The 21143-nt window shown below is 67.6% G+C and carries 23 protein-coding genes; 16 read left to right on the top strand and 7 right to left on the bottom strand.

Features of this window, described 5'->3' with window-relative positions:
• Positions 1–215: 215 nt before the first annotated feature.
• Positions 216–683, top strand: coding sequence for an MmcB family DNA repair protein (locus tag AC1DVA_RS05110; protein WP_476805200.1), 468 nt, complete (start codon positions 216–218; stop codon positions 681–683).
• Here AC1DVA_RS05110 and AC1DVA_RS05105 read toward each other — a convergent pair.
• A complete protein-coding gene (locus AC1DVA_RS05105; protein ID WP_476805199.1) occupies positions 675–1640 on the bottom strand; it encodes a LysR family transcriptional regulator in 966 nt (321 codons plus the stop codon). The two genes, AC1DVA_RS05110 and AC1DVA_RS05105, sit on opposite strands and share 9 nt — an antisense overlap.
• 98 nt (positions 1641–1738) lie before the next feature.
• On the opposite strand from AC1DVA_RS05105, the gene AC1DVA_RS05100 reads away from it, so the two are divergent.
• Entirely contained in the window at positions 1739–2908 is a 1170-nt protein-coding gene (locus tag AC1DVA_RS05100; protein WP_476805198.1) for an MFS transporter, read from the top strand.
• Between the two features lie 78 nt (positions 2909–2986).
• On the opposite strand, the gene AC1DVA_RS05095 is transcribed toward AC1DVA_RS05100, so the two are convergent.
• The gene (locus tag AC1DVA_RS05095) at positions 2987–3553 is read right to left on the bottom strand and encodes an ActR/PrrA/RegA family redox response regulator transcription factor (RefSeq protein ID WP_265051553.1); all 567 of its coding nucleotides are present in this window, start codon (positions 3551–3553) and stop codon (positions 2987–2989) included.
• Between the two features lie 87 nt (positions 3554–3640).
• Positions 3641–4993 (bottom strand): ActS/PrrB/RegB family redox-sensitive histidine kinase, encoded by a 1353-nt coding sequence (locus tag AC1DVA_RS05090; RefSeq protein WP_476805197.1) that lies wholly within the window; start codon positions 4991–4993, stop codon positions 3641–3643.
• Positions 4994–5172: 179 nt separating this feature from the next.
• Between AC1DVA_RS05090 and AC1DVA_RS05085 the strand changes: the two genes are divergently transcribed.
• The 6 genes from AC1DVA_RS05085 to AC1DVA_RS05060 all read left to right on the top strand — a co-directional run bounded on the left by AC1DVA_RS05085 (position 5173) and on the right by AC1DVA_RS05060 (position 12065).
• Positions 5173–6474: a polyhydroxyalkanoate depolymerase gene (locus AC1DVA_RS05085; RefSeq protein WP_476805289.1), complete on the top strand. Its 1302-nt coding sequence runs from the start codon at positions 5173–5175 to the stop codon at positions 6472–6474.
• A gap of 44 nt (positions 6475–6518) precedes the next feature.
• The gene (locus AC1DVA_RS05080) at positions 6519–7259 is read left to right on the top strand and encodes a M48 family metallopeptidase (RefSeq protein ID WP_265051555.1); all 741 of its coding nucleotides are present in this window, start codon (positions 6519–6521) and stop codon (positions 7257–7259) included.
• 93 nt (positions 7260–7352) lie between these two features.
• Positions 7353–7568: a hypothetical protein gene (locus AC1DVA_RS05075; RefSeq protein WP_476805196.1), complete on the top strand. Its 216-nt coding sequence runs from the start codon at positions 7353–7355 to the stop codon at positions 7566–7568.
• A 174-nt stretch (positions 7569–7742) separates the two neighbouring features.
• Complete coding sequence (locus AC1DVA_RS05070; protein WP_265051557.1) at positions 7743–8903, top strand: amidohydrolase; 1161 nt, start codon at positions 7743–7745, stop codon at positions 8901–8903.
• Positions 8904–8915: 12 nt separating this feature from the next.
• Complete coding sequence (locus AC1DVA_RS05065; RefSeq protein ID WP_476805195.1) at positions 8916–10424, top strand: serine hydrolase domain-containing protein; 1509 nt, start codon at positions 8916–8918, stop codon at positions 10422–10424.
• Between the two features lie 51 nt (positions 10425–10475).
• Positions 10476–12065, top strand: a complete 1590-nt coding sequence (locus AC1DVA_RS05060; protein WP_476805194.1) for an ABC transporter substrate-binding protein — start codon at positions 10476–10478, stop codon at positions 12063–12065.
• A gap of 3 nt (positions 12066–12068) precedes the next feature.
• On the opposite strand, the gene AC1DVA_RS05055 is transcribed toward AC1DVA_RS05060, so the two are convergent.
• Both AC1DVA_RS05055 and AC1DVA_RS05050 read right to left on the bottom strand, forming a co-directional pair.
• Positions 12069–12944, bottom strand: a complete 876-nt coding sequence (locus AC1DVA_RS05055; protein ID WP_476805193.1) for an aldose 1-epimerase family protein — start codon at positions 12942–12944, stop codon at positions 12069–12071.
• Between the two features lie 102 nt (positions 12945–13046).
• Positions 13047–13220 carry a hypothetical protein gene (locus AC1DVA_RS05050; RefSeq protein ID WP_476805192.1) on the bottom strand — a complete coding sequence of 58 codons (174 nt, stop codon included), beginning with the start codon at positions 13218–13220 and terminating at the stop codon, positions 13047–13049.
• 44 nt (positions 13221–13264) lie between these two features.
• Between AC1DVA_RS05050 and AC1DVA_RS05045 the strand changes: the two genes are divergently transcribed.
• The 7 genes from AC1DVA_RS05045 (at position 13265) to dapD (ending at position 18170) form a co-directional block, all read left to right on the top strand.
• The gene (locus tag AC1DVA_RS05045; protein WP_265051561.1) at positions 13265–13864 is read left to right on the top strand and encodes a nitroreductase family protein; all 600 of its coding nucleotides are present in this window, start codon (positions 13265–13267) and stop codon (positions 13862–13864) included.
• Positions 13865–13934: 70 nt separating this feature from the next.
• On the top strand, positions 13935–14918 hold the full coding sequence (locus tag AC1DVA_RS05040; RefSeq protein WP_476805191.1) for a TRAP transporter substrate-binding protein: 984 nt from the start codon (positions 13935–13937) through the stop codon (positions 14916–14918).
• A gap of 27 nt (positions 14919–14945) precedes the next feature.
• On the top strand, positions 14946–15725 hold the full coding sequence (locus AC1DVA_RS05035) for a VOC family protein (RefSeq protein ID WP_476805190.1): 780 nt from the start codon (positions 14946–14948) through the stop codon (positions 15723–15725).
• Positions 15726–15880: 155 nt separating this feature from the next.
• Positions 15881–16147 (top strand): hypothetical protein, encoded by a 267-nt coding sequence (locus AC1DVA_RS05030; RefSeq protein WP_265051563.1) that lies wholly within the window; start codon positions 15881–15883, stop codon positions 16145–16147.
• A 55-nt stretch (positions 16148–16202) separates the two neighbouring features.
• Positions 16203–16454 carry a hypothetical protein gene (locus AC1DVA_RS05025; protein ID WP_476805297.1) on the top strand — a complete coding sequence of 84 codons (252 nt, stop codon included), beginning with the start codon at positions 16203–16205 and terminating at the stop codon, positions 16452–16454.
• A gap of 53 nt (positions 16455–16507) precedes the next feature.
• Positions 16508–17266, top strand: coding sequence for a precorrin-6A synthase (deacetylating) (gene cobF / locus AC1DVA_RS05020; RefSeq protein ID WP_476805189.1), 759 nt, complete (start codon positions 16508–16510; stop codon positions 17264–17266).
• A 61-nt stretch (positions 17267–17327) separates the two neighbouring features.
• Complete coding sequence (gene dapD / locus AC1DVA_RS05015) at positions 17328–18170, top strand: 2,3,4,5-tetrahydropyridine-2,6-dicarboxylate N-succinyltransferase (protein ID WP_476805188.1); 843 nt, start codon at positions 17328–17330, stop codon at positions 18168–18170.
• Between the two features lie 94 nt (positions 18171–18264).
• Here the strand turns inward: dapD and AC1DVA_RS05010 are convergent, their stop codons facing one another.
• Positions 18265–18828, bottom strand: coding sequence for a DUF1269 domain-containing protein (locus AC1DVA_RS05010; protein WP_265051567.1), 564 nt, complete (start codon positions 18826–18828; stop codon positions 18265–18267).
• A gap of 96 nt (positions 18829–18924) precedes the next feature.
• Positions 18925–20418, bottom strand: a complete 1494-nt coding sequence (locus AC1DVA_RS05005; RefSeq protein WP_265051568.1) for an MDR family MFS transporter — start codon at positions 20416–20418, stop codon at positions 18925–18927.
• A gap of 194 nt (positions 20419–20612) precedes the next feature.
• Here AC1DVA_RS05005 and AC1DVA_RS05000 point away from each other — a divergent pair, with 194 nt between their 5' ends.
• Positions 20613–21143 (top strand): hydrolase, encoded by a 531-nt coding sequence (locus tag AC1DVA_RS05000; RefSeq protein WP_476805187.1) that lies wholly within the window; start codon positions 20613–20615, stop codon positions 21141–21143.

The following is a 21143-nucleotide window of genomic DNA, read 5'->3' as shown; positions in this document are numbered from 1 at the left end:
CAAGTCCGGACCCACTCCCACGCGTCATTCCGGACAAGCCGCGAAGCGGCGCCGATCCGGAATCCATCGTAGAACTCAGCGGCCTATGATGGATTCCGGCGCTCCGCTTCGCTCCGGCCGGAATGACGGTGGCGGTAAGTCAAGCTGAAGCAATGGTCCTGTCCTGAGAGCGGCTTGGACTTGCAATTTCGGAAACAAAGAGGGAACATGTTGGCATGTCCCTTCCGGATTCCGTTCTCAACCCGCCGCCCGCGCGGCCCGATATCACGCGTATCGTCTGTCGCGGCGCGGCCCGGCATCTGCGCGAGCGTGGCTACGCCATCGTCAAGGAGATGACCTTCGCGAATGGCCGGCGTGGCGACATCGTCGCCCTGTCGCCTTCGGGTGAGCTCTGGGTCGTCGAGGTCAAGTCAGGCATCGCGGACTACCGCGTCGACGGTAAATGGCCGGATTATCGCGACTATTGCGACGGCTTCCTCTTCGCGGTCGCGCCGGAATTCCCGCGCGAGATCTTGCCCGAGGATGTCGGGCTGATCGTCGCCGATGCCTATGGCGGCGAATTGCTGCGCGAGCCGCCGCGCCATCCCTTGAGCCCCGCGCGCCGCAAGATGCTGACCATCGCGCTCGCGCGGCTTGCGTCGATGAGGCTCGCGCTGATCGAGGATCCGGTCGATTCAGACTGAGGCCGCCTCTCGCGCAGACTCGGCTGGGGCGGGCTCCAGCGGCTTGGCAAAGCGGCGCAGGTCGATCTCGGCGACCAGGAAATCGATGAAGGCGCGCACGCGGGCCGGCAGCCGGCCGCCATGACCGACATAGACGACGTGGATCTCCTCGACATCGCCGGGATTGAATTCCTCGAGAACCGGAACGAGCCGGCCAGCTGCGATGTCGTCGGCGATGTGGAAGAGCGAAAGCCGGGTCAGCCCTTGGCCGGCAAGCGCGAGTTCGCGTGCGCTCTCCCCGTCGCCGACCGTGGTGCGTCCGCGGGCGGGGAAATCGCCGCGCTTGCCGTCGATAGCGAAGGGCCAGGAATCGCTGTGCCGTGTGAAGTTGAAGGTGACGAGGTCGTGCTTGGCGAGTTCGTCGGGATGGGCTGGAGCGGCGCGCGCCGCCAGATAGCTTGGCGCCGCGACCACCGCCATGCGGCTTTCGCCGAGCTTGCGCGCCACGAGCTGCGAGGAGCGCAGCGGCCCGACGCGGATGGCGACATCGGCGCGCTCGTCCACCAGATCGACCACAGCGTCGGCGAGCGTGATGTCGAGCTGCACCCCGGGATGACCGGCTGCAAAGCGCGGCACCAGCGGCAACAGGAAATGCCGGCCGAAGGGAACGTTGGTGTTGACCCGGAGCCGGCCGCGCGGGATCTGACAGGCGGCGACGGCGCGCTCGGCGTCGTCGAGGTCGGCGAGCACCCGCAGCGTCCGGTCATGGAAGGTCGTGCCCTCCTCGGTCAGCATGAACTTGCGGGTCGAGCGGACGATCAGCCTGACGCCGAGCCGCGCCTCCAGCCGGGCGACGAGCTTGCTGACCGCCGAGGGCGTCATCCTCAGCGCGCGTGCCGCCGGCGAGAAGCCGTTCAGCTCGACGACGCGGGCGAAAACCTCCATCTCGCCGGAGCGGTTGATCTCGGAGCGTGGCATCGTGAATTCAACTCACAATTGCTGATCGTTACCGCAGTCTAATTCACAGGCGCTCGCGGCGCTATCTCCGGGCCGAACCAGTTCCCCGGAGGCATCTCATGCCCATTGCCCTTTATGCTCTCACCGTCGGTGCCTTCGGCATCGGCGTCACCGAATTCGTGATCATGGGCCTGCTGCTGCAGGTTTCCAGCGATCTCGGCGTCAGCATCCCGCTCGCCGGCCTGCTGATGACCGGCTATGCGCTCGGCGTCTTCGTCGGCGCCCCCGTCCTGACGATCGCCACCCGCTCCCTGCCGCGCAAGACGACGCTGCTGGTGCTGATGGCGATCTTCACCCTCGGCAACCTCGCCGCCGCGCTGGCCCCGAGCTTCGGCTGGCTGATGTCGGCCCGCATCGTCACGGCGCTGGCGCACGGCACCTTCTTCGGCGTCGGCTCGCTCGTCGCCACCAGCCTGGTCGCGCCGGAGCGCAAGGCCTCGGCCATCGCGCTGATGTTCACCGGCCTGACGCTCGCCACCCTGCTCGGCGTGCCGTTCGGTTCCTGGCTCGGCCTCGCTTTCGGCTGGCGCTCGACCTTCTGGGCCGTGACCGCCATCGGCCTCGTCGCCTTCGTCGTCCTTGCCGTGTTCGTTCCGGCAGACCGCGAGCGCGTCGTCCCCGGCTCGCTTGCCGAGGAGTTCAAGGTGCTGACCCGGCCGCAGGTCCAGCTCGGCCTGATCATGACCGTGCTCGGCTTCGGCGGCATCTTCGCGATCTTCACCTTCATCCAGCCGATCCTCATCGAGCTTGCCGGCTTCAGCGAGGCGGCCGTCTCGCCGATCCTCCTCGTCTTCGGTGGTGGCCTCGTCGTCGGCAACCTGCTCGGCGGGCGCTGGGCGGATAAGGCTCCGGCGCCGGCACTGATCGGCTCGATCGCGCTGATGACCGTTGTGATGTTCGCCTCGAGCTTCGGGTTCCACAGCCAGATCGGCGCGGTCATCGCAGCATTCGCGCTGGGCGCAGCCGCCTTCGCCACCGTCGCGCCGCTGCAGATGTGGGTGCTTCAGCAGGCAGGCGGAGCCGGACAGGGCCTGGCGTCGAGCCTGAACATCGCCGCCTTCAACCTCGGCAACGCCTTCGGCGCCTGGCTCGGCGGCTTGGTCATCACGCAGGGGCTGGGTTATGGCGCCATCGCGCCTATCGCGGCGGTCGTGCCGCTGGTGGCGCTGGGCCTGGTCGCCTTCGCCGTCGCGCTCGAACGGCGCACGGCCCGGGCAGTTGCGGCCTGAGCGTTCCGATCCGAGAAACGACCTAACAAGAGAAAGCCCGCCGGATTCATCATCCGGCGGGCTTTCTTTATGGCCCTGTCAGCGCGGAGCGCGCTTGGCCAGGATGCGCTGTAGCGTGCGCCGGTGCATGCCGAGACGGCGCGCCGTCTCCGAGACGTTGCGGCTGCACAGCTCGTAGACGCGCTGGATATGCTCCCAGCGGACACGGTCGGCCGACATCGGGTTTTCCGGCGGTTGCGGCCGGGCATCGCGCGAGGCGGCGAGAGCCGCGTGGATCTCGTCGGCATCTGCCGGCTTGGCCAGGAAATCGAAGGCGCCGAGCTTCACGGCGCTGACGGCGGTGGCGATATTGCCGTAACCCGTGAGCACGACACCGCGCGCATCCGGCCGGCGTTCCTTGAGGCGGGCGATCACATCGAGCCCATTGCCGTCCCCGAGCCTGAGATCGATCACGGCAAAGGCGGGCGCGGCTTCTTCCACGGCTGCGAGCCCGGCCGCGACGCTGTCTGCGGTGCGGACCGCATAGCCGCGGCCTTCCATGGCGCGTGCGAGACGGGTGAGGAAGGGTTTGTCGTCGTCGACCAACAGAAGGGACATGTCCGCATGGGCATCGGCCCTGTCGGTTTCGCTCGGCGCATCCTGCATCATCGTCTCCTGACCGCTTGTCCATGCGCGCTGCGGTGGCGCGAAGTGTGGTTTCGAACAGCCGATCGCAGGCCCGCGGGCCTCCGATCAGCTAAGCTCATGTAATGCCGATGCTTCCGGCTTGGTACCCCCTAGGGCCGGCAGATCCGCTTCAAAAATGTCGCGGGGCCAGACGATGCGGATCGAGGCGCCGCTCGCCGGGGCCGCCCGGTTCGAGAATTCCAGCGTCGCGCCGCCACGCTCCAGCAGCGTCTTGGCGATGAAGAGCCCCAGGCCAAGGCCGCCGCCCGCGCGGTTTTCACCGCCGCCGCGCGACAGATAGGGCTCGCCCGCGCGCATCAGCACGTCCGGCGGGAAGCCCGGCCCGTCATCGGAAATGGTGAGCACGACGCGGCTTTGGCTCCATTCGGCCGCGATCGTCACGGTCGAGCTGGCGAAATCGACCGCGTTGTCGACGATGTTGCCGAGGCCATAGATCATGCCGGGATTGCGCCGGCAGACCGGCTCCGGCTTGTCGCCGGTCATGGTGATCTCGAAGGGAACGCCGAAGGGCCGCTGCGGCCCGGCAGCCTCCTCGATCAGCAGCCGGAGCGTCAGCTGGTCGAGCGGGCCGGCATCGTCGTCCTGCAGGCTGGAGAGCTTGCCGAGGATGCCGCGGCAGCGCTCGACCTGCTCGCGCAGCAGCGCGATGTCCTCGGCCATCTCGCCATCGGGCGGGGCGAGACGGGTGAGTTCGCGGGCGACCAGCGCGATGGTGCCGAGCGGGGTGCCAAGCTCATGGGCGGCGGCGGCGGCGAGCCCGTCGAGCTGGGAGAGATGCTGCTCGCGCGCCAGCACCAGCTCGGTGGCGGCGAGCGCGTCCGAGAGGTCGCGCGCTTCCTTGGCGACGCGCCAGGCATAGATGCCGGTGAAGGCGAGGCCGAGCACGAGCGCGACCCAGTTGCCGAGCTGGTAGAAGGGCGGCAGAACCGGTCGGTCCGCGCCGGCCCAGGGCAGGGGCAGGTGGAAGCGGCTGAGCAGCGTCGCGAGCACCATCGCCAGCAGGCCGAGCAGCAATGTGCGGTGCGGCGGCAGGGCCGTCGCCGAGATCATCACCGGCGCCAGGAACAGGATCGCAAACGGGTTCTGCAGGCCGCCGGTCATGTAGAGCAGGGCGGCGAGCTGGGCGATGTCGAAGCCGAGCAGCGCCGTCGCGGGGCCGTCCTTCAGCCGATGGCTGAGCGGAAAGCGGATGCGCAGGGCGATGTTCAGCGAGGCCGAGACGGCGATGACGATGAAGCACCAGCCGAAGGGCAGAGAGAAGCCGAGGCCGAAATGCACGCCGGCGACCGCGACGCTCTGCCCGACGATGGCGAGCCAGCGCAGCCTGACCAGCGTGTCGAGCCGCAAATGGCGGCCCGTGCGGGCGAGCAGCGGGGCCGAGAGATCCGAGACACTCACTGGCGATCGGCCTTCTCAGCGGCTTCCAGCGGGCGCGGAAATAAGGGGTTCATCCACATGGCAGGAGAATCTTAGCCTTTAGCCGGGTTGAATGAGAACAAAATCAACGTAAGGTGCGTTGTTGCGACGCATCATCTTTTGTTGCGCCGCCGGAAGGACATCGCATGTACGGGGCCACCATGTCGTTTGCCTATCATGCCTATGAAGCGGTTCACATGATGGTGAGCCCGGTCCGGGGTGTTTCCGATGCGATGCATCTGGCTTTCAAGAACCCGGCCAATCCGCTGACCTACACGTCGTTCGGGCGCTCGGTCGCGGCCTCCTGCGAATTGTTCGAGCGCGTGACGCGCCGCTACGGCAAGCCGGCCTTCGGGCTCGACGAGACCACGATCAACGGCGTCAAGGTGCCGGTCGAGGAGCGGGTGGTCTGGGAGCGGCCGTTCTGCAAGCTCGTCTATTTCGACCGCAAGATTCAGGGCCGGCGCAAGCCGCAGCCGAAGGTCCTGCTGGTGGCGCCGATGTCGGGCCATTACGCCACGCTGCTGCGCGGCACGGTCGAGGCCTTCCTGCCCGGCCATGAGGTCTACATCACCGACTGGGTGGATGCGCGCCTCGTGCCCATGGCCGCCGGCCGGTTCGATCTCGACGACTACATCGACTACGTCATCGGCATGCTGCAGACGCTGGGTCCGGATACCCATGTCATGGCGATCTGCCAGCCCTCCGTCCCGGTCATCGCCGCCGTGGCGCGCATGGAGGCCGAGGCCGATCCCTGTGCACCGCGTTCGATGACGCTGATGGGCGGCCCGATCGACACCCGGCGCTCGCCGACGGCGGTCAACCAGCTCGCCATGGAGCGCGGCACCGACTGGTTCCGCCGCAACTGCATCACGGTGGTGCCGTTCCCGCATATGGGCGCGTTCCGGCAGGTCTATCCCGGCTTCATGCAGCTCTCGGGCTTCATGGCGATGAACATGGACCGCCATGTCACCGCCCATTACGACATGTTCAAGCATCTCGTCGGCGGCGACGGCGATTCCGCCGAGAAGCACCGCGAGTTCTACGACGAATATCTCGCGGTCATGGACCTGACGGCGGAGTTCTACCTGCAGACCGTCGACACCGTCTTCGTCCAGCATGCCCTGCCCAAGGGCGAGATGATGCATCGCGACAAGCCGGTCGATCTCAAGGCGATCCGCAGGGTCGCGCTGATGACGGTCGAGGGCGAGAATGACGACATCTCCGGGGTCGGCCAGACCAAGGCGGCGCATGATCTGTGCGTCAACATTCCCGCCGAGAAGCGCGTTCACTACCTCCAGCCGAAGGTCGGCCATTACGGCGTCTTCAACGGCTCGCGCTTCCGCTCTGAGATTCAGCCGCGCATCTCCGACTTCATGGTCAGCCTCGACATGGAGGCCGCCAAGGACCGCCGGAACGATAGCGCGACCGAGCAGCGCAAGGCTCTGAAGGTCGTCGGCTGACAGCCACTTCCCCATCGCCTGCGAATCCCGCACAATCGCGGGCGATGCGCATCTCCCTGTTCAGGCGCCAGCCGGACCCCGACCGGATCGAGGTCGTGCATGCCGGGACGCGCTATCCCGTCCTGGTCAAGCGCCGCGCCACGGCGCGGCGGATGACGTTGCGCGTCTCGCAGGCGAACGGCGAGATCACCCTGACATTGCCCGAGCGCGCCGACTTTGCCGCCGGGCGCGCCTTCGCCGAGAATCATGGCGGCTGGATCGCGGCACGCGTCGCCAAGCGCCCGCTCGCCGTGCCGTTCGAGCCCGGCCATGCCGTTCCGCTGCGCGGCGTGCCGCATCGCATCGTCCACTGGTCGAAGGCGCGCGGGCTGACGCAGGCGACGCAGGACAAGGACGGCGCGCCGATCATCGCGGTCGCGGGCGAGGGCGCCCATGTGTCGCGCCGGGTCAAGGATTTCCTGCGGCGCCTCGCGCTCGAGGATCTGGAGAAGGCTGTGCGCCGCCATACAGCGGCGCTGGGCATCCCCGCGCGCAAGATCACCATCCGCGACACCACGAGCCGCTGGGGCTCCTGTTCCTCGCAGGGCCATCTCAACTTCTCCTGGCGGCTGATTCTCGCGCCTCCCTCCGTGCTCGATTATCTCGCAGCCCATGAGGTGGCGCATCTCAAGGAGATGAACCACTCGCATCGCTTCTGGGCGCTGACCCACAAGCTTTGCCCCCATACGGAAGAGGCCGAGGCCTGGCTGAAGCGCCATGGCGCCAGCCTTCACGGCTATGGTTGACGCGGCGTGCCGGCCGCAATTCCGCCGTTAACCACTTTCTGAAGTCTCACCCCGCACAGTGAAGGCCGATTCGGCTTCAGTGTGAGTATGCCTATGGGTCAGGTCATCGCGTTCCGCCGCCTGCAACAGTCTTCCGCCCCCAGCGAGCCAGCGCTCGGCCTGATGTCTGCGGTCGATTTCGCGCTCCGCGACCTTGCGGAAATCATGCCCCACATCGCTCTCGATACTGCTCGCGAGCAGGCCGAGGCCTGTCGCGCCATGCTGGCGCAGGCCTTCGACGCCGAGGTCGAGGCCGAACTCGGCGGCTGACACCGCCCCGCGCATGCCGCCCCCGGCGATGATGCGGGTTGTCGAAGCGGATGAATTGTCGAACCTCTCCCGAAAGAGCCGGCGATCGTGCCGGCTCCGGCATTCGGACCGAAAAGTGGAGCCCACTTTCCGGGAAAATCCGATGCAATGAAAATACGCCCGGGAGGCTCATCCGTGTTCCTGACCAACAGCGATATGGTCGATCTCGTCGATCTCAGACATCGGCTGCACCGGAGGCCGGAGATCTCGGGCGAGGAAGGCGAGACCGCCGCCACCATCGTCGAATTCCTCAAGCCGACACAGCCCGACCGCATCGTCACGGAGCTGGGCGGCCATGGCGTCGCCGCGATCTATGAGGGCGCCGAGCCCGGCCCGACGGTGATGATCCGCGCCGAGCTGGACGCGCTGCCGATCGAGGAGCTCTCGACCAGCGACCATCGCTCCGAAATTCCCGGAAAGGGCCATCTCTGCGGCCATGACGGCCATATGACCATTCTTGCCGGCCTGGCGCGCGGGCTGCAGCGCAATCCGCCGAAGCGCGGCCGCGCCATCCTGCTGTTCCAGCCCGCGGAGGAGACCGGCGCGGGCGCCGCAGCCGTCATCGCCGATCCGAAATTCGACGAGATCGTGCCGGACTACGCCTTCTCCCTGCACAACCGGCCGGGAATTCCCGTCGGCCACACGCGCATCTCGGAAGGCGCGGCCAATTGCGCCTCGCGCGGCCTGAAGATCGTCCTCAACGGCGAGACCACGCATGCCTCGACGCCGGAGCATGGCCGTTCGCCGGCTCCCGCCATCGCGCGCTTGATCCCGGAATTGACGGTGCTCGGGCCGGGCGGCGCGCTCGATGCGAATTTCGCGCTCGCCACCGTCACCCATGCGGGGATCGGCGAGCCGGCCTTCGGCATCGCGCCCGGCCGCGGCGAGCTCTGGGTGACGCTGCGCACCGTCAACGACGCGCAGATGGGCGCGCTCTGCGAAAAGGCCGAGGCTCTGGTGCGCGAGGTCGCGGAGGCCGGCGGGCTCGAAGCCGAACTGAGCTATCACGACATCTTCCACCATTGCGAGAACGAGCCGGAGGCGGTGGCGATGCTGCGCCGGGCGATGGACGAGGAAAAGGTGCCGCACGGCCCGACGAAACCGTCGCGCGGCTCCGAGGATTTCGGCCTGTTCGGCGGCAAGTCCAAATCGGCAATGTTCCTGCTCGGGTCTGGCGACACTGCGAATCTGCACAATCCGGATTTCGATTTCCCGGATGACGCCATCGACACGGGCGCGCGCGTCTTCATGCGGGCGCTGCGCAATCTGCTCGGCGAAGCCCGGCCGCAAGGCTGAGAGGGCAGGCGCATGGCTCTGGACTGGATGCGCGCCGCGGCGCGTGCGAACGAGATTGCCGCAGCCTGGCAGCGCGAGGCCGGGCCCGGCGGCGCGGTCGTCCTGTTCGATCGCGACGGGGTGCGCGAGGCTTTCGCCGGCGGCCTGGCCAGCATCGACCACGACCTGCCCTTCACGCCGCAGGCGCCGAACCGCCTGGCATCGATCAGCAAGCATGTGCTGGCGATCGCGCTGCTGCGTGAAGGCGTGCCGCTCGATGCGCCGCTCGGCCGCTGGCTGACCGAGCTGCCCAAGCCGCTGGCCGAGGTCGAACTCGGCCGCGCCCTCGACATGACCGGCGGCCTGCCTGACATGATGGAGGCCTTCTGGCAGCAGGGCGTGCCTTTCACGGCGACGCTCAGCGCCGAGGAAATATACGCGCTCGCCTGCCGGTTTCCGTCGCTGAGCGCGGCTCCTGGCACCGAGATGGCCTATTCCAATACGGGCTGGCGGCTGGGCCAGCGCATCCTGGAGCTGATCACGGGCAGGCCCTACAGGGACATCGTCGCCGAGCTGTCCGGTGATCTCGGCCTCTCCTTCCGCCTGCCCTATGACGCGGCCGAGATCGTGCCCGGCCTCGCCACGGGCTATTGGCGTGAGGGCGAAAGCTGGCGGCGCGGCCATTACGGCTTCCATTTTTCCGCCTCGGGCGGCATCACCGGCTCCGCCGCCGACCTCGCCGGCTGGGCCTCCGCCCTGCTCGCGGGGCGCGGGCCGCTCGCCGGCATGCTGGAGCGCCTGACGGCACCCCGCCATTTCGCGGATGGAAGCGAGAGCGTCTATCGGCTCGGGCTGGTCTGCAGCCGCCTCGGGGCAACCGACATCGTCGGCCATGGCGGTTCGCTGACCGGCTATCGCAACCATATGCTGATGGCGCCGGCTCTGGGCGTCGGCGTGGTCGTCCTGACCAATCGCGAGGAGGAGGCGCTCTGGCCTGCTCTGTCAGTCCTCGCAGCCCTGCTCGGACAGGAACTGCCGATGGCGGCGAACGCGCCAACCGGATTGTTCGTGGCTGATGAAGGCCCGTTCTGGGCCGAGCTGACGCCGGATTCCATCAGTTTCATGGGTGGCTATGAACGCCTCGTCGAGGACGGCGATGGCGGCCTGCGCAGCCTGCCCGCCTATCTCGACATCCGTCTGAAGCAGGACGGGGACGACAGGCTGACAGGCCTGATCGGCGGCGTACGGCGCTCGCTCCGGCGGGTGCCGGCGGATACGGCGCTTGATGAGCGGCTGGTCGGGCGCTGGCGTGATCCGGGCTTCGGCACCGAGATCGAGATCCGGGCGGGCGGCACCGCCCTGATGCCCTGGCCTTCTGGTGGAACGGTCTCGCGTTTGATGCCGCTGCCGAACGGCCGGGCGCTGGCCGATCTGCTTCACGGCCCCTGGCGCTCGCGGCCCTGCCTCTGGCTCGATGCCGATCGCGGCTTGCGGGTGGCCGGGCACCGGGCAAGGATCCTGCAAATGAACCGCGTCGGCTAGGGCGGCTCGTCCGGAGCGCTGCGGTCGACGACGATGGAGGAGGACGTCCCGATGCAACTGCCCCGTTTCGCTGCAGCGCTGCTACTGACCGCATCCGCGCTGCTGCCATTACCGGTGTTGGCGCAGGCACAGCCGGCCGCGAACCGCGTCCTGCGCGTCGCGCCACATGCCGACCTCAAGACGCTCGATCCGGTCGCCGCCTCCATCGTCATCACCCGCATGCACGGGTTGATGATCTACGAGACGCTCTTCGCCTGGGATGCGAATCTCCAGCCGAAGCCGCAGATGGTCGAGAGCTTCGAGACCGCGCCCGACAAGCTGAGCTGGACCTTCAAGCTGCGTCCCGGCCTCAAATTCCACGATGGCCAGCCGGTCACCACGAAGGACGTCGTCGCCTCGCTCGCCCGCTGGATGAAGCGCGACACCATCGGCGGCAAGCTCGGCGAATACACCGAGGGCATGGAGGTGGTCGATGATGCCACCTTCAGGCTCAAGCTGAAGCGCCCGCTGGCTCTCGTGCCCTTCGCGCTCGGCTCGGCCGTCGGACAGATCCCGGTGATCATGCGAGAGGCCGACGCCAAGAGCGATCCGATGAAGCCGATCACCGAGACGATCGGCTCCGGCCCGTTCAGGTTCAACCGCGAGGAATGGCGCAGCGGCTCGAAGATCGTCTACGACCGCAACCCCGATTATGTCCCGCGTTCCGAGCCGGCCGACGGGCTCGCCGGCGGCCGCGTCGTCAAGGTCGACCGGGTCGAATGGCTGATCATGCCCGATGCGGCGACCGCGGCCGCCGCGCTCCAGACCGGCGAGATAGACATCTGGGAGCAGCCGAGCCAGGACCTGATCCCGATCGTTTCCGCCAACAGCCAAGTCAAGGTCGAGCGCTATTCCAACCTCGCCAATCAGGTGATGCTGCGGCCGAACCATCTCCACCCGCCCTTCGACAACCCGAAGGCCCGGCTCGCCTTGGCTTATGCCACCGATCAGGCGGACTTCCTCGCCGCCGGCTTCGGCGACGAGGAATGGTGGAAGCGCTGCAACGCCTATTTCATCTGCGGCGGCCCGAACGGCATCGAGGCCGGTGCGGAAGGCTACGCCAAGCCCGACCTGGAGAGGGCGCGCCAGCTCCTCAAGGAGAGCGGCTACAAGGGCGAGAAGCTCGTGCTCTCGACCAGCAACGATATCGCCCCGATCGGCCGCATGGCCGAGGTCGCGGCGTCGCAGCTCAAGGCTGTCGGTTTCAACGTCGATGTTCAGTTCGCGGATTGGGGCGCCGTCACCACGCGCCAGCAGAACAAGAGCCTGCCCGATCAGGGCGGCTGGAACCTCTTCGTCACCTATGCCTCGGGCGCGACGATGCAATCGCCGCTGACCAATATCGGCACCAACATGGCCTGCGAGCGGGCCTGGGCCGGCTGGCCCTGCGATGCTGAGGCGGAGAAGCTGCGTGGCGCCTTTGTCGATGCGCCCGACGAGGCCAGCCGCAAGATCGCGCTGGAAGCGCTGCATAAGCGCCTCGCCGAGATGCAGCCCTATCGCGTGCTCGGCCAGTTCGACCAGCCCTATGCGCGACGCACCAACGTCGCCGGCGTGCTGCCGGCGCCGGTGATGCTGTTCTGGAACATCGAGAAGAAGTGAGGCCTAGAGCGTCACGCGCCACGTGAAGTCGCTGCTCTCGCCCGGCGCCAGCGTCAGGATGCCCGGCTTGGCCGCGAACTCGCCCTGCCAGCCGGCCGGGCTCGCCATGCTGTACCAGGGCTCGATGCACAGGAACGGCGCGCCGGTCGGTTTCGACCAGATGCCGAGATCCTTGTAGCCCTCCCAGCTTACGGTCAGGGAGCGTCGCTCCCGCCCGGCCTCGTCGCGTGCGGCGAAGCGCACCGAGCGGTTGGCGACGTCCGCGATCACGATTGCATCGTTGGCGAACAGCCCCTCGGCGAGCGGGAGTTCGGTGCCCGCGAAAGGCAGAGGGATCGCTGGTCCGAGCAAACCGCCGTCGACGCTCAGGCCCGGCCCCGGCTCGGCTTGCGGAAAGGTCAGGCGATGAGCCTCCTTCGCGATCCCCTCGGCCAGCGGCCAGAGGAAGGCGGGATGGGCGCCGACGCCGCAGATCAGCTTCGTCTCCGCCGGGTTGCTCACCTGCGTGGTCACCGACAGCGTATCGTCGGTGACCGCGTAGATCATCCGCAGCACGAAGCGGAACGGGTAGTGCGCCAAGGTCTCCGCGCTGTCCCGCAACTCCAGCACGGCGCGGTCGGCGCTTCGCTCGACCCAGCTGAACAGGCTGTCGCGGGCGAAGCCGTGCTGCGTCAGCCGGTAGGGCTGTCCTTCGTGGATCAAGGTATCGTCGGTGAGGCGCCCCACGATCGGAAACAGCACCGGTGAATGGCGCGGCCATTCCGGGCCGCCATGCCAGAGCGCCGGCCCGTCCTCATTGCTCAGCGCTATCAACTCGCCGCCCTGGGCCCTGATCGTCGCATGCAACCGGCTGGAGGAAATCTCATGGGTATCGCGCATCATCATCTCCGGCGGCTGCTTCGTTCCTCGATATCCGATCAGGCGGGCCAGCGGAATTGCGATGACCTCCCGCGCGTATCGCGTACGCGCTTGTTATGCGTTTCACGCAAGAGTGATGGCTTCCGGCAAAGAGTTTATGCGATAGAGGCGCCGTGCCCTGTCGGGTTCGTTTGATGGCAAGGCGTTGCCGGAATGGATCTTTTTAAAGATTTTCCTTTCCTTGACCGCCTGATCGCGTGTGCCGATCCTGCCGAACGCCTCCGCAGGGAATTCCATCGGAGGTGGTTCGCGCCGCCGCCAATCTGCCGTCAGGACGTTCGATGACCAACACCGCCAACAGCCGCACCGCCGATCACGATATCGACCCGCTCTTCCTCGAGCGCTGGTCGCCGCGCGCCTTCACCAACGAGATCATCTCCGAAGCCGAGCTGAAGGCGCTGTTCGAGGCGGCGCGCTGGGCACCGTCTTCCTACAATTCGCAGCCCTGGCGCTTCATCTATGCCCGGCGCGACTCGGCCCATTGGCCGACGCTGCTGGGCCTGCTCAACGAGTTCAACCAGTCCTGGGCGAAGCATGCGGCAGCCCTCGTCGTCATCGTCTCGAAGGAAGCGATGGCGGTGCCCGGCAAATCGGAGGAAGTGCCGTCCCACAGCCATTCCTTCGATGCCGGAGCCGCCTGGGCCAATCTCGCCCTCCAGGCCGTGCGGCTCGGCTGGCAGGCGCATGGCATGGTCGGCTTTGATCTCCAGCGCGCGCGGTCGGAACTAAAGGTGCCGGCCGGTTATCGCGTCGAGGCTGCCGTCGCCATCGGCAAGCCCGGTGACAAGGCGCAGCTTCCGGAAGCCTTGCAGGCGCGCGAGACGCCGAGCCAGCGCAACCCGATCAGCGCGACCGTCTTCGAAGGCAGCTTCGGCGGCTGAACGGCTGTTGCCTCTTGCCGGGGGAGCGGTTTCGGGCGATCCCCCGATCAGCGCCGAAGGAGGCAGGCCCTTGCTGATCACACGCCGTCAAGCCGCCGCCGGCCTCGTCGCCGCGCCGGCCGTCCTGAGTGGAAAGGCCTTGGCCGCCGGGCGCCCGGTCACGGTCGCCTCCCTGCTCGGCGAGGACAAGCCTGAGACCAGGATCTGGCGGCGGATCGCCGAGATCCTGGCGCGCACCGCGCCGGGGCGTTTCGATCTGCGCATCGTGCCCAACGCCGCGCTCGGCGGCGAGAAGGAAGTCGCCGAAGGGCTGAGGCTCGGCTCGATCCAGGCGGCGCTGTCGACGGTGTCCTCCCTTTCCGCCTGGGTGCCGGAGGGGCAGGTACTCGACCTGCCTTTCCTGTTCCGCGACAGGGATCATCTCGGGCGCGTCTTGGCCGGCCCGCTGGGCGGCGAGCTCAAGGCGCGCTACGAGGCGCAGGGTTTCGTCGTGCCCGGCTTCATCAATTACGGCGCCCGCCATCTGCTGGCCAAGGAACCGCTGACGACGCCGGCTTCCGTCAGGGGCAAGCGCATCCGCGTCATCCAAAGCCCGCTCCATACCGCGCTCTGGTCGGGCTTCGGCGCCTATCCCACGCCGATCCCGATCCCCGAGACCTACAACGCCCTGAAGACCGGCGTGGTCGACTGCATGGACCTGACCAAATCCGCCTATGTCGGCTTCCGGCTCCACGAGGTCGTGCCCGTCCTGATCGAGACCGGCCACATCTGGGCGACCGGGGTCGTGATGTTCGCCGCGCCGTTCTGGAAGGCGCTGGCGCTGCCGGACCGCGAGGCGCTGGCCGCGGCCGTCGCGGAGGGAACGGCCTATTTCGACGAGCTGATGCTGGCTGACGAAGCGGTCTCGATGGCCAAGGCCGCATCCGAAGGCGGCAAGGTCGTGCCGGCCGAGGACCGCGCCGGCTGGCAGGACGGCGCCCGCAAGGTCTGGGCGAGCTTCGCCCCCCAGCTTGGCGGCATCGACAAGATCGAGGCTATCGCGCAAAGCGCCTGAATCCAGCATAGACAGGGAGCCGCGACCATGCCGCTTTCGATCGACCATATCGTCATCGCCGTCACCGATCTCGACGCCGCGGTGCGGGACTACACGGCGCTCGGCTTCACCGTGCTGCCCGGCGGCGAGCATCCGCGCGGCTCGCGCAATGCGCTGGTCGTGTTCGAGGACGGCGCCTATCTCGAGATCATCGCCTTCCCGCGCCCGGTACCGGATTTCCGCTGGTGGCAGGTGCTGGACCGCGCCGGCCCTGGGCTCGTCGATTATGCCGTGCTGCCGGATGATTTCGACGCCGATCTCGCCCGTGCCCGCGCCGCCGGCATCGTCATGGACGGGCCGATCGAGGGCGGCCGCCTCCAGCCCGACGGCACACGCATCGCCTGGCGCTCGGCCCGCCCGCCCGAGCCCGACATCCCGTTCCTGGTCACCGATGTCACGCCGCGCGATCTGCGCGTCCCCACGGGTGCGGCGCGTCGCCATGCCAATGGTGTGACCGGTGTGGCCGGCATCACCGTCGCGGTTCAGGATCTCGCCACCTCGACGACGCGCTACCATGCCTTGCTCGGACGCGAGCCTGTCGCCACGGGCGCCGTTCCCGGCCTCGGTTTCGGCTCGGTGCAGTTCCGCATCGAACGGCAGACCCTGTCGCTGGTCGAGCCGCGTGGCTCTGCCGCAGCGGGACCGGCGGAGCATCTCGTCCGCCGTGGCCAGGGTGCCTATGCGATCTCCTTCTATGGTCCGGACGATGGCGTGCTCGACACCGCGCTGACCCATGGCGCGCGCCTGGAGATCGTCCGCGACCTCTGAGCCGGCGGCGTCATTTTCCGGTCACGCTTGCGGCCGAGAGTGGCCCGTTACCTTCGAATAGTTCTATTTATGTAGTAATAACAAAGTCTTGCATCGAATCTCAGTCCTGCCTATCTCTCCCGGCGATCAGTGAATCAACCGACGGAGGTACCGGGATGGGTGGGATCACCGAGGTGGATGTCGCGGCCGCGATCGGCCGGATCGACGAGATCATCATTCGCGAGATCGTCCGCACCGGCGCAACCCGGCCGGAGCTGCGTCGCGCGCTCGCCCTGGCCAAGGGGCCCGGCGATCTCGCCGCCGATTCGGCTCTGCCGCCGCGCATGCAGCGGCTCGTCGATCTACTGGCCGTCACCCTGCCCGAACAGGGGCCGCCAAACCGCCGCCATGCCGCCATGAAGGGTATCGATCGTGCCGCCTGAACAGGGAAGCGCCGAATCGCTCGAAGCTGCCCGCGGCCATCTCCGCGAGGCGGTCATGACAGCTTTTTGCGCGGCGCTCCGGGATACTCACCTGCCGCCGCTGGCGCTGATCGAGCTGGCGGCGGAAGCGGTCGGGTCGGTCTACAGAGAGGTGGCGGATGCTCATCGCGGCGATCAGCCATGCCCTTGCGGCTGGCACCCGCGCCTCGCGGCGGATCTGGAGGCGCTTCAGGCGGCGCTGGCGTTGAGCGCGGCGCCTGTTCCCCAACCCGACCTCGCGCGCATGGTGGTGCTCGGCCGGGCCTGATCTCGCATTCCCGGTGCGGGCCATGGTAAGCCGCTGCGAACCTTCGGAGCGGCATGCGCAACATCCTCATCATCGGCATCGGGGCCGGCAATCCCGACCATATGACGGTCGAGGCCATCGAGGCGCTGAACCGCGCCGACGTGCTGTTCATCCCCGACAAGGGCGAGGAGAAGGCGGCGCTGCGTGTCCTGCGCGAAGCTATCTGCGCGCGCTTCATCCGCAAGCCCGGCTATCGCACGATCCCCGTCGCGATTCCGCAGCGAGCGGAAGCCGGCAGCGATTATCGCGGCGTGGTCGACGACTGGCATGAGCGCATCGCCGCCAGCTATCGCGCCCTGTTCGAGGCCGAACTCGCTGAAGGGCAGACCGGCGCGCTGCTCGTCTGGGGCGATCCTGCGCTCTACGACAGCACCTTGCGGATCATGGAGCAGGTCGTCGCATCCGGCCTCGCCATCGACTGGCAGGTCTATGCCGGCATCAGCAGCGTCCAGGTGCTGGCGGCGCGCCATCGCATTCCGCTCAACAGCATCGGCGCGCCGATCCTGGTCACGACGGGGCGCAGGCTGGCGGCGGGCTTCCCGGCCGATCAGGACAGCGTCGTCGTGATGCTCGACGGCGAGCAGGCCTTCGCGAAGCTGGATTCCGAGGGGCTCGACATCTTCTGGGGCGCCTATCTCGGCACGCCGGACGAGATCCTGCTTGCCGGCCCACTCGCGGAACTCTCCAACGAGATTACCCGCGTTCGGGCGCAGGCCCGTGCCCGGCACGGCTGGATCATGGATACCTACCTGCTGCGTCGCCGCCCGGCTTGACGCGGCGCCCCTCATCCGCCATCGCTCGCCGCGATCTTTCGAACCCTGCCGGAGCCGTCTGATGTCCCTCGCCGATCTTGCCGCCACCATCGACGCCGCCTGGGAGAACCGGGCCGAGATCGGCATCTCCACCAAGGGCGCGGTGCGCGAGGCCGTCGAGCAGGCGATCGAGATGCTCGATGCCGGTACCGCTCGCGTCGCCGAGAAGCAGGGCGCCGACTGGGTCGTGCATCAGTGGCTGAAGAAGGCGGTGCTGCTCTCCTTCCGCCTGACCGACAACGTGATCATCGCCAACGGCCCGGGCGAGGGCGTGTTCTGGGACAAGGTGCCGTCGAAGTTCGAGGGCTGGGGCGAGAACCGCTTCCGCGCCGCCGGCTTCCGCGTCGTGCCGCCGGCCGCCGCGCGCAAGGGCTCGTTCCTGGCGCCGAACGTCGTGCTGATGCCGTCCTTCGTCAATATCGGCGCCTTCGTCGACACGGGCACCATGGTCGATACCTGGGCGACGGTCGGCTCCTGCGCCCAGATCGGCAAGAACGTGCATCTCTCCGGCGGCGTCGGCATCGGCGGCGTGCTCGAGCCGCTGCAGGCCAACCCGACCATCATCGAGGACAACTGCTTCATCGGCGCCCGCTCCGAGGTGGTCGAGGGCGTGATCGTCGGCGAGGGCTCGGTGCTCTCGATGGGCGTCTTCATCTCGGCCTCGACCAAGATCGTCGACCGCGCCACCGGCCAGGTCCATGTCGGCAAGGTGCCGCCCTATTCGGTGGTGGTGCCGGGCTCGCTGCCGGGCAAGCCTTTCCCGGATGGCACGCCGGGCCCGGCGCTCTCCTGCGCCGTCATCGTCAAGACGGTCGACGCCCAGACGCGCTCCAAGACCGGCATCAACGAGCTGTTGCGCGACTGAAATCAGCCGTCATTCTCGGGCGCGCGCAGCGCTGACCCGAGAATCTCTTGCAGGAGATGCTCGGGTCGAGCCCGAGCATGACGTGCCTTGATTTTCAACCCACCGGCGAGGGCGCGCCCGTTCCCTGCGGATAAGGCTCGGGCGGTGTCTGGGCCGCTGCCGGCGTCGTGCCATGCGCGTCGGCCAGCGCATCGCGCAGCTTCTGCTCCTGCGCGCGGTCGAGCGAGGTCTTGAGCACGGTGCCGCCGGTGCCGCGGATCGCTTCCAGAACCTTGTCGCCGGTCACCTTGTTGATCAGCACGAACAGCGCCGCATTGCCGGGTTGCAGGCTGCCGGACAGGTCTTTCATGAACTTGTCGTCGACGCCGTAATCTGTCAGCGCGCCCCCGAGCGCGCCGGACGCCGCGCCGAGCGCCGCCCCGAAGACCGGCATCAGGAAGATCGCGCCGATCAGCAGGCCCCAGAACGAGCCGGAGACCGCGCCCATCGCCGTCGTGTTCAGGAGCTGGTTGAGCTTAACCTTGCCGCCGTCCTGCATCACCGCGATGGCGGCATCGCCGATCTCGATCAGATATTCCTTCTGCAACCCGATCAGCTTCTGGCGCATCTCCTCGGCGCGGGCCTCGGTCGAATAGACGATGACGACGAGATCGGACATGGCGGGAACTCCTGCTGCGGATGCTGGCATGCTGGCCCGGATGGATGACGGGCTCAAGGCAACGCGCAGTCGCAGCGAGCGGTTCCGGCCGAACTCCTATTCGCCGCCGACCGCCTTGGCCGCTTCGACCGCCCGGCCGCGCAGCGGCAATTGCTCCATCAGGGCGAGCGAGACGAGGGCGCAGCCGAAGCCGAGGCTTGCCGCGCCGAAGACGTAGCGGAACAGCGTCACCATCGTTTCCCGATCGACCGTGCCGAGCTTGAGCGCTTCTGGCGAGAGCTGCGCGGCCGCGCCGCCGACGCCGCCGAGCACGATCGCACCAAAGATCGCGACGATCAGCGCCCCGCCGATCTGACGGAAGAAATTGGCGACGGCCGTGGCCGTGCCGAGCTGATGAACGGTCACCGCGTTCTGGATCGAGACGGTGGCGACCGGCAGCAGCGTGCCGAAGCCGATGCTGACGATGGCGAGCAGCACGGAGAAGGGCAGCAGCGCGAGCTGCCCCGAGAACGCGGCGAGCACGGCCGTGCCGGTAAGCGCCACGAAGAGCCCGACCATCGGAACGCGCTTGTAATGGGTGAGATGAGACATCGCCCGGCCGGAACTGGTCGCACCGACGACGGTGCCGCAGGTCAGAGGCAGCAGGCCGAGGCCGGAATGGGTGGCGCTCAGCCCCATCACGGTCTCGAAATAGAGCGGGAGATAGATGGTGAGGCCGATGAAGGTGCCCATGCCGAAGCCGGCCGCCAGCGTGCCCCGGCGCACGACGCGGTTGCCGAGCAGGTCGAGCGGGATCAGCGGTTCGGAGGCTGTGCGCAATCGCCAGGCAAACAGCGCCCACAGCAGCAGCGAGACGCCGATCAACGTTGCGATCGGCAGGGAGCGCCAGGGATAGGCGGTGCCGCCCCAGGACAGGGCGAGCAGAAGCGACACCGTCGCCAGCATCATCAGCACGGCGCCGATCACGTCGAGCTTGTGGGGGTGCTCGTGGCGCGGCAGGCGTTTCAACGCCCCGCTCGTCATCCAGTAGGCGCCGAGGCCGAGCGGCAGGTTGATCCAGAAGATCACCGACCAATGCAATTGCTCCGCCAGGACGCCGCCGAGAACGGGCCCAAGCAGCGAGGACGACATGAAGACGCTGGCGAAATAGACCTGATAGCGCCCACGCTCCTTGGGGGGCACCATATCGGCGACGATGGTCTGAGCGAGCGCGATCAAACCGCCGCCGCCGAGGCCCTGAATGAAGCGCGCCAGCACGAGCAGCCAGAGCGAGGGCGCCAGCGCGCAGGCGATCGACCCGATCACGAAGACGACGATGCCAGAAAGCAGCACCACGCGACGCCCATGGATGTCGGCGAGCTTGCCGTAGAGCGGCGTGACGGCTGTCGCGGCGAGCAGGTAGATCGTCACGATCCAGGACAGATGCGTCACGTCGTTGAGCTCGCGGCCGATCGTCGGCAGCGCGGTCGCGACGATCGTCTGGTCGAGCGCGGCCAGGAACATGGCCAGCATGATTCCGATCAGGATCGAGCGGATATCCGCAGGCGTCAGCGGCGCGGCAGGAATCTGTGTGTCGAGCCGCTTGTCCATAAAAAACCGTGATCGTATCTGCGTTTTGGGAATAACAGACCTTAATGTCAGCTCTCGCCATGCGCCAGAGGCGCGTCGTGGGAGCGGCCTTGCGATCAGGGCGGGGCAGGTCGAGAGTTGACGGCCTTCGCCACCATGGGTCTCTCCGGCGCTTGTCATGCTAAGGCTGGCAGGAAAGGGAGAAGGGAGCTGGTATGCCGCTGCTGTACGCTGGGAACGCGATGCTGGTCATCATCGATTTCCAGGCGCGTTTGATGCCCGCGATTCATGCCGGCGACAAGGCGCTGCTCAATGCTGGGCGTCTCGTCGAGGCGGCGCGCCTGCTCGACATACCCACGATCCTGACCGAGCAGAATCCGCGTGGCCTCGGTTCGACCGTGCCGGAATTGGCCGGGGCCGGGCCGGTCGTCACCAAGATGAGCTTCGACGCCTGCGCCGAATCCGCTTTCCTCGATGCCGTCGCGGGCGATCGCGAGCTGGTGGTCTGCGGCTGCGAGGCGCATGTCTGCGTCGGCCAGACGGTGCTGACCCTGCTCGAGCATCGCCGGCGGGTGATCGTGGTCGCCGACGCGATCGGTTCGCGGGCCCCGGAATCACGCGAGATCGCGCTGCGCCGCATGGCGGGGCACGGCGCCGAGATCGTCACCACCGAGATGGTGCTGTTCGAATGGCTGCGGACGGCCGAGCACCCGCAGTTCAGGCCGGTCTCGAAGCTGATCCGCTAG

Source organism: Allobosea sp. P4_C6, from assembly GCF_056402015.1.
This window is presented reverse-complemented; position numbering and strand designations above follow the sequence as displayed.

Excerpts from the sequence above, each read along its gene's own strand:
- AC1DVA_RS05110 (WP_476805200.1), top strand. The coding sequence starts at position 216 with ATGTCCCTTCCGGATTCCGTTCTCAACCCGCCGCCCGCGCGGCCCGAT.
- AC1DVA_RS05105 (WP_476805199.1), bottom strand. The coding sequence starts at position 1,640 with ATGCCACGCTCCGAGATCAACCGCTCCGGCGAGATGGAGGTTTTCGCC.
- AC1DVA_RS05100 (WP_476805198.1), top strand. The coding sequence starts at position 1,739 with ATGCCCATTGCCCTTTATGCTCTCACCGTCGGTGCCTTCGGCATCGGC.
- AC1DVA_RS05095 (WP_265051553.1), bottom strand. The coding sequence starts at position 3,553 with ATGCAGGATGCGCCGAGCGAAACCGACAGGGCCGATGCCCATGCGGAC.
- AC1DVA_RS05085 (WP_476805289.1), top strand. The coding sequence starts at position 5,173 with ATGTCGTTTGCCTATCATGCCTATGAAGCGGTTCACATGATGGTGAGC.
- AC1DVA_RS05080 (WP_265051555.1), top strand. The coding sequence starts at position 6,519 with ATGCGCATCTCCCTGTTCAGGCGCCAGCCGGACCCCGACCGGATCGAG.
- AC1DVA_RS05075 (WP_476805196.1), top strand. The coding sequence starts at position 7,353 with ATGGGTCAGGTCATCGCGTTCCGCCGCCTGCAACAGTCTTCCGCCCCC.
- AC1DVA_RS05065 (WP_476805195.1), top strand. The coding sequence starts at position 8,916 with ATGGCTCTGGACTGGATGCGCGCCGCGGCGCGTGCGAACGAGATTGCC.
- AC1DVA_RS05060 (WP_476805194.1), top strand. The coding sequence starts at position 10,476 with ATGCAACTGCCCCGTTTCGCTGCAGCGCTGCTACTGACCGCATCCGCG.
- AC1DVA_RS05055 (WP_476805193.1), bottom strand. The coding sequence starts at position 12,944 with ATGCGCGATACCCATGAGATTTCCTCCAGCCGGTTGCATGCGACGATC.
- AC1DVA_RS05050 (WP_476805192.1), bottom strand. The coding sequence starts at position 13,220 with ATGGAATTCCCTGCGGAGGCGTTCGGCAGGATCGGCACACGCGATCAG.
- AC1DVA_RS05045 (WP_265051561.1), top strand. The coding sequence starts at position 13,265 with ATGACCAACACCGCCAACAGCCGCACCGCCGATCACGATATCGACCCG.
- AC1DVA_RS05035 (WP_476805190.1), top strand. The coding sequence starts at position 14,946 with ATGCCGCTTTCGATCGACCATATCGTCATCGCCGTCACCGATCTCGAC.
- AC1DVA_RS05030 (WP_265051563.1), top strand. The coding sequence starts at position 15,881 with ATGGGTGGGATCACCGAGGTGGATGTCGCGGCCGCGATCGGCCGGATC.
- AC1DVA_RS05025 (WP_476805297.1), top strand. The coding sequence starts at position 16,203 with ATGACAGCTTTTTGCGCGGCGCTCCGGGATACTCACCTGCCGCCGCTG.
- cobF (WP_476805189.1), top strand. The coding sequence starts at position 16,508 with ATGCGCAACATCCTCATCATCGGCATCGGGGCCGGCAATCCCGACCAT.
- dapD (WP_476805188.1), top strand. The coding sequence starts at position 17,328 with ATGTCCCTCGCCGATCTTGCCGCCACCATCGACGCCGCCTGGGAGAAC.
- AC1DVA_RS05010 (WP_265051567.1), bottom strand. The coding sequence starts at position 18,828 with ATGTCCGATCTCGTCGTCATCGTCTATTCGACCGAGGCCCGCGCCGAG.
- AC1DVA_RS05005 (WP_265051568.1), bottom strand. The coding sequence starts at position 20,418 with ATGGACAAGCGGCTCGACACACAGATTCCTGCCGCGCCGCTGACGCCT.
- AC1DVA_RS05000 (WP_476805187.1), top strand. The coding sequence starts at position 20,613 with ATGCCGCTGCTGTACGCTGGGAACGCGATGCTGGTCATCATCGATTTC.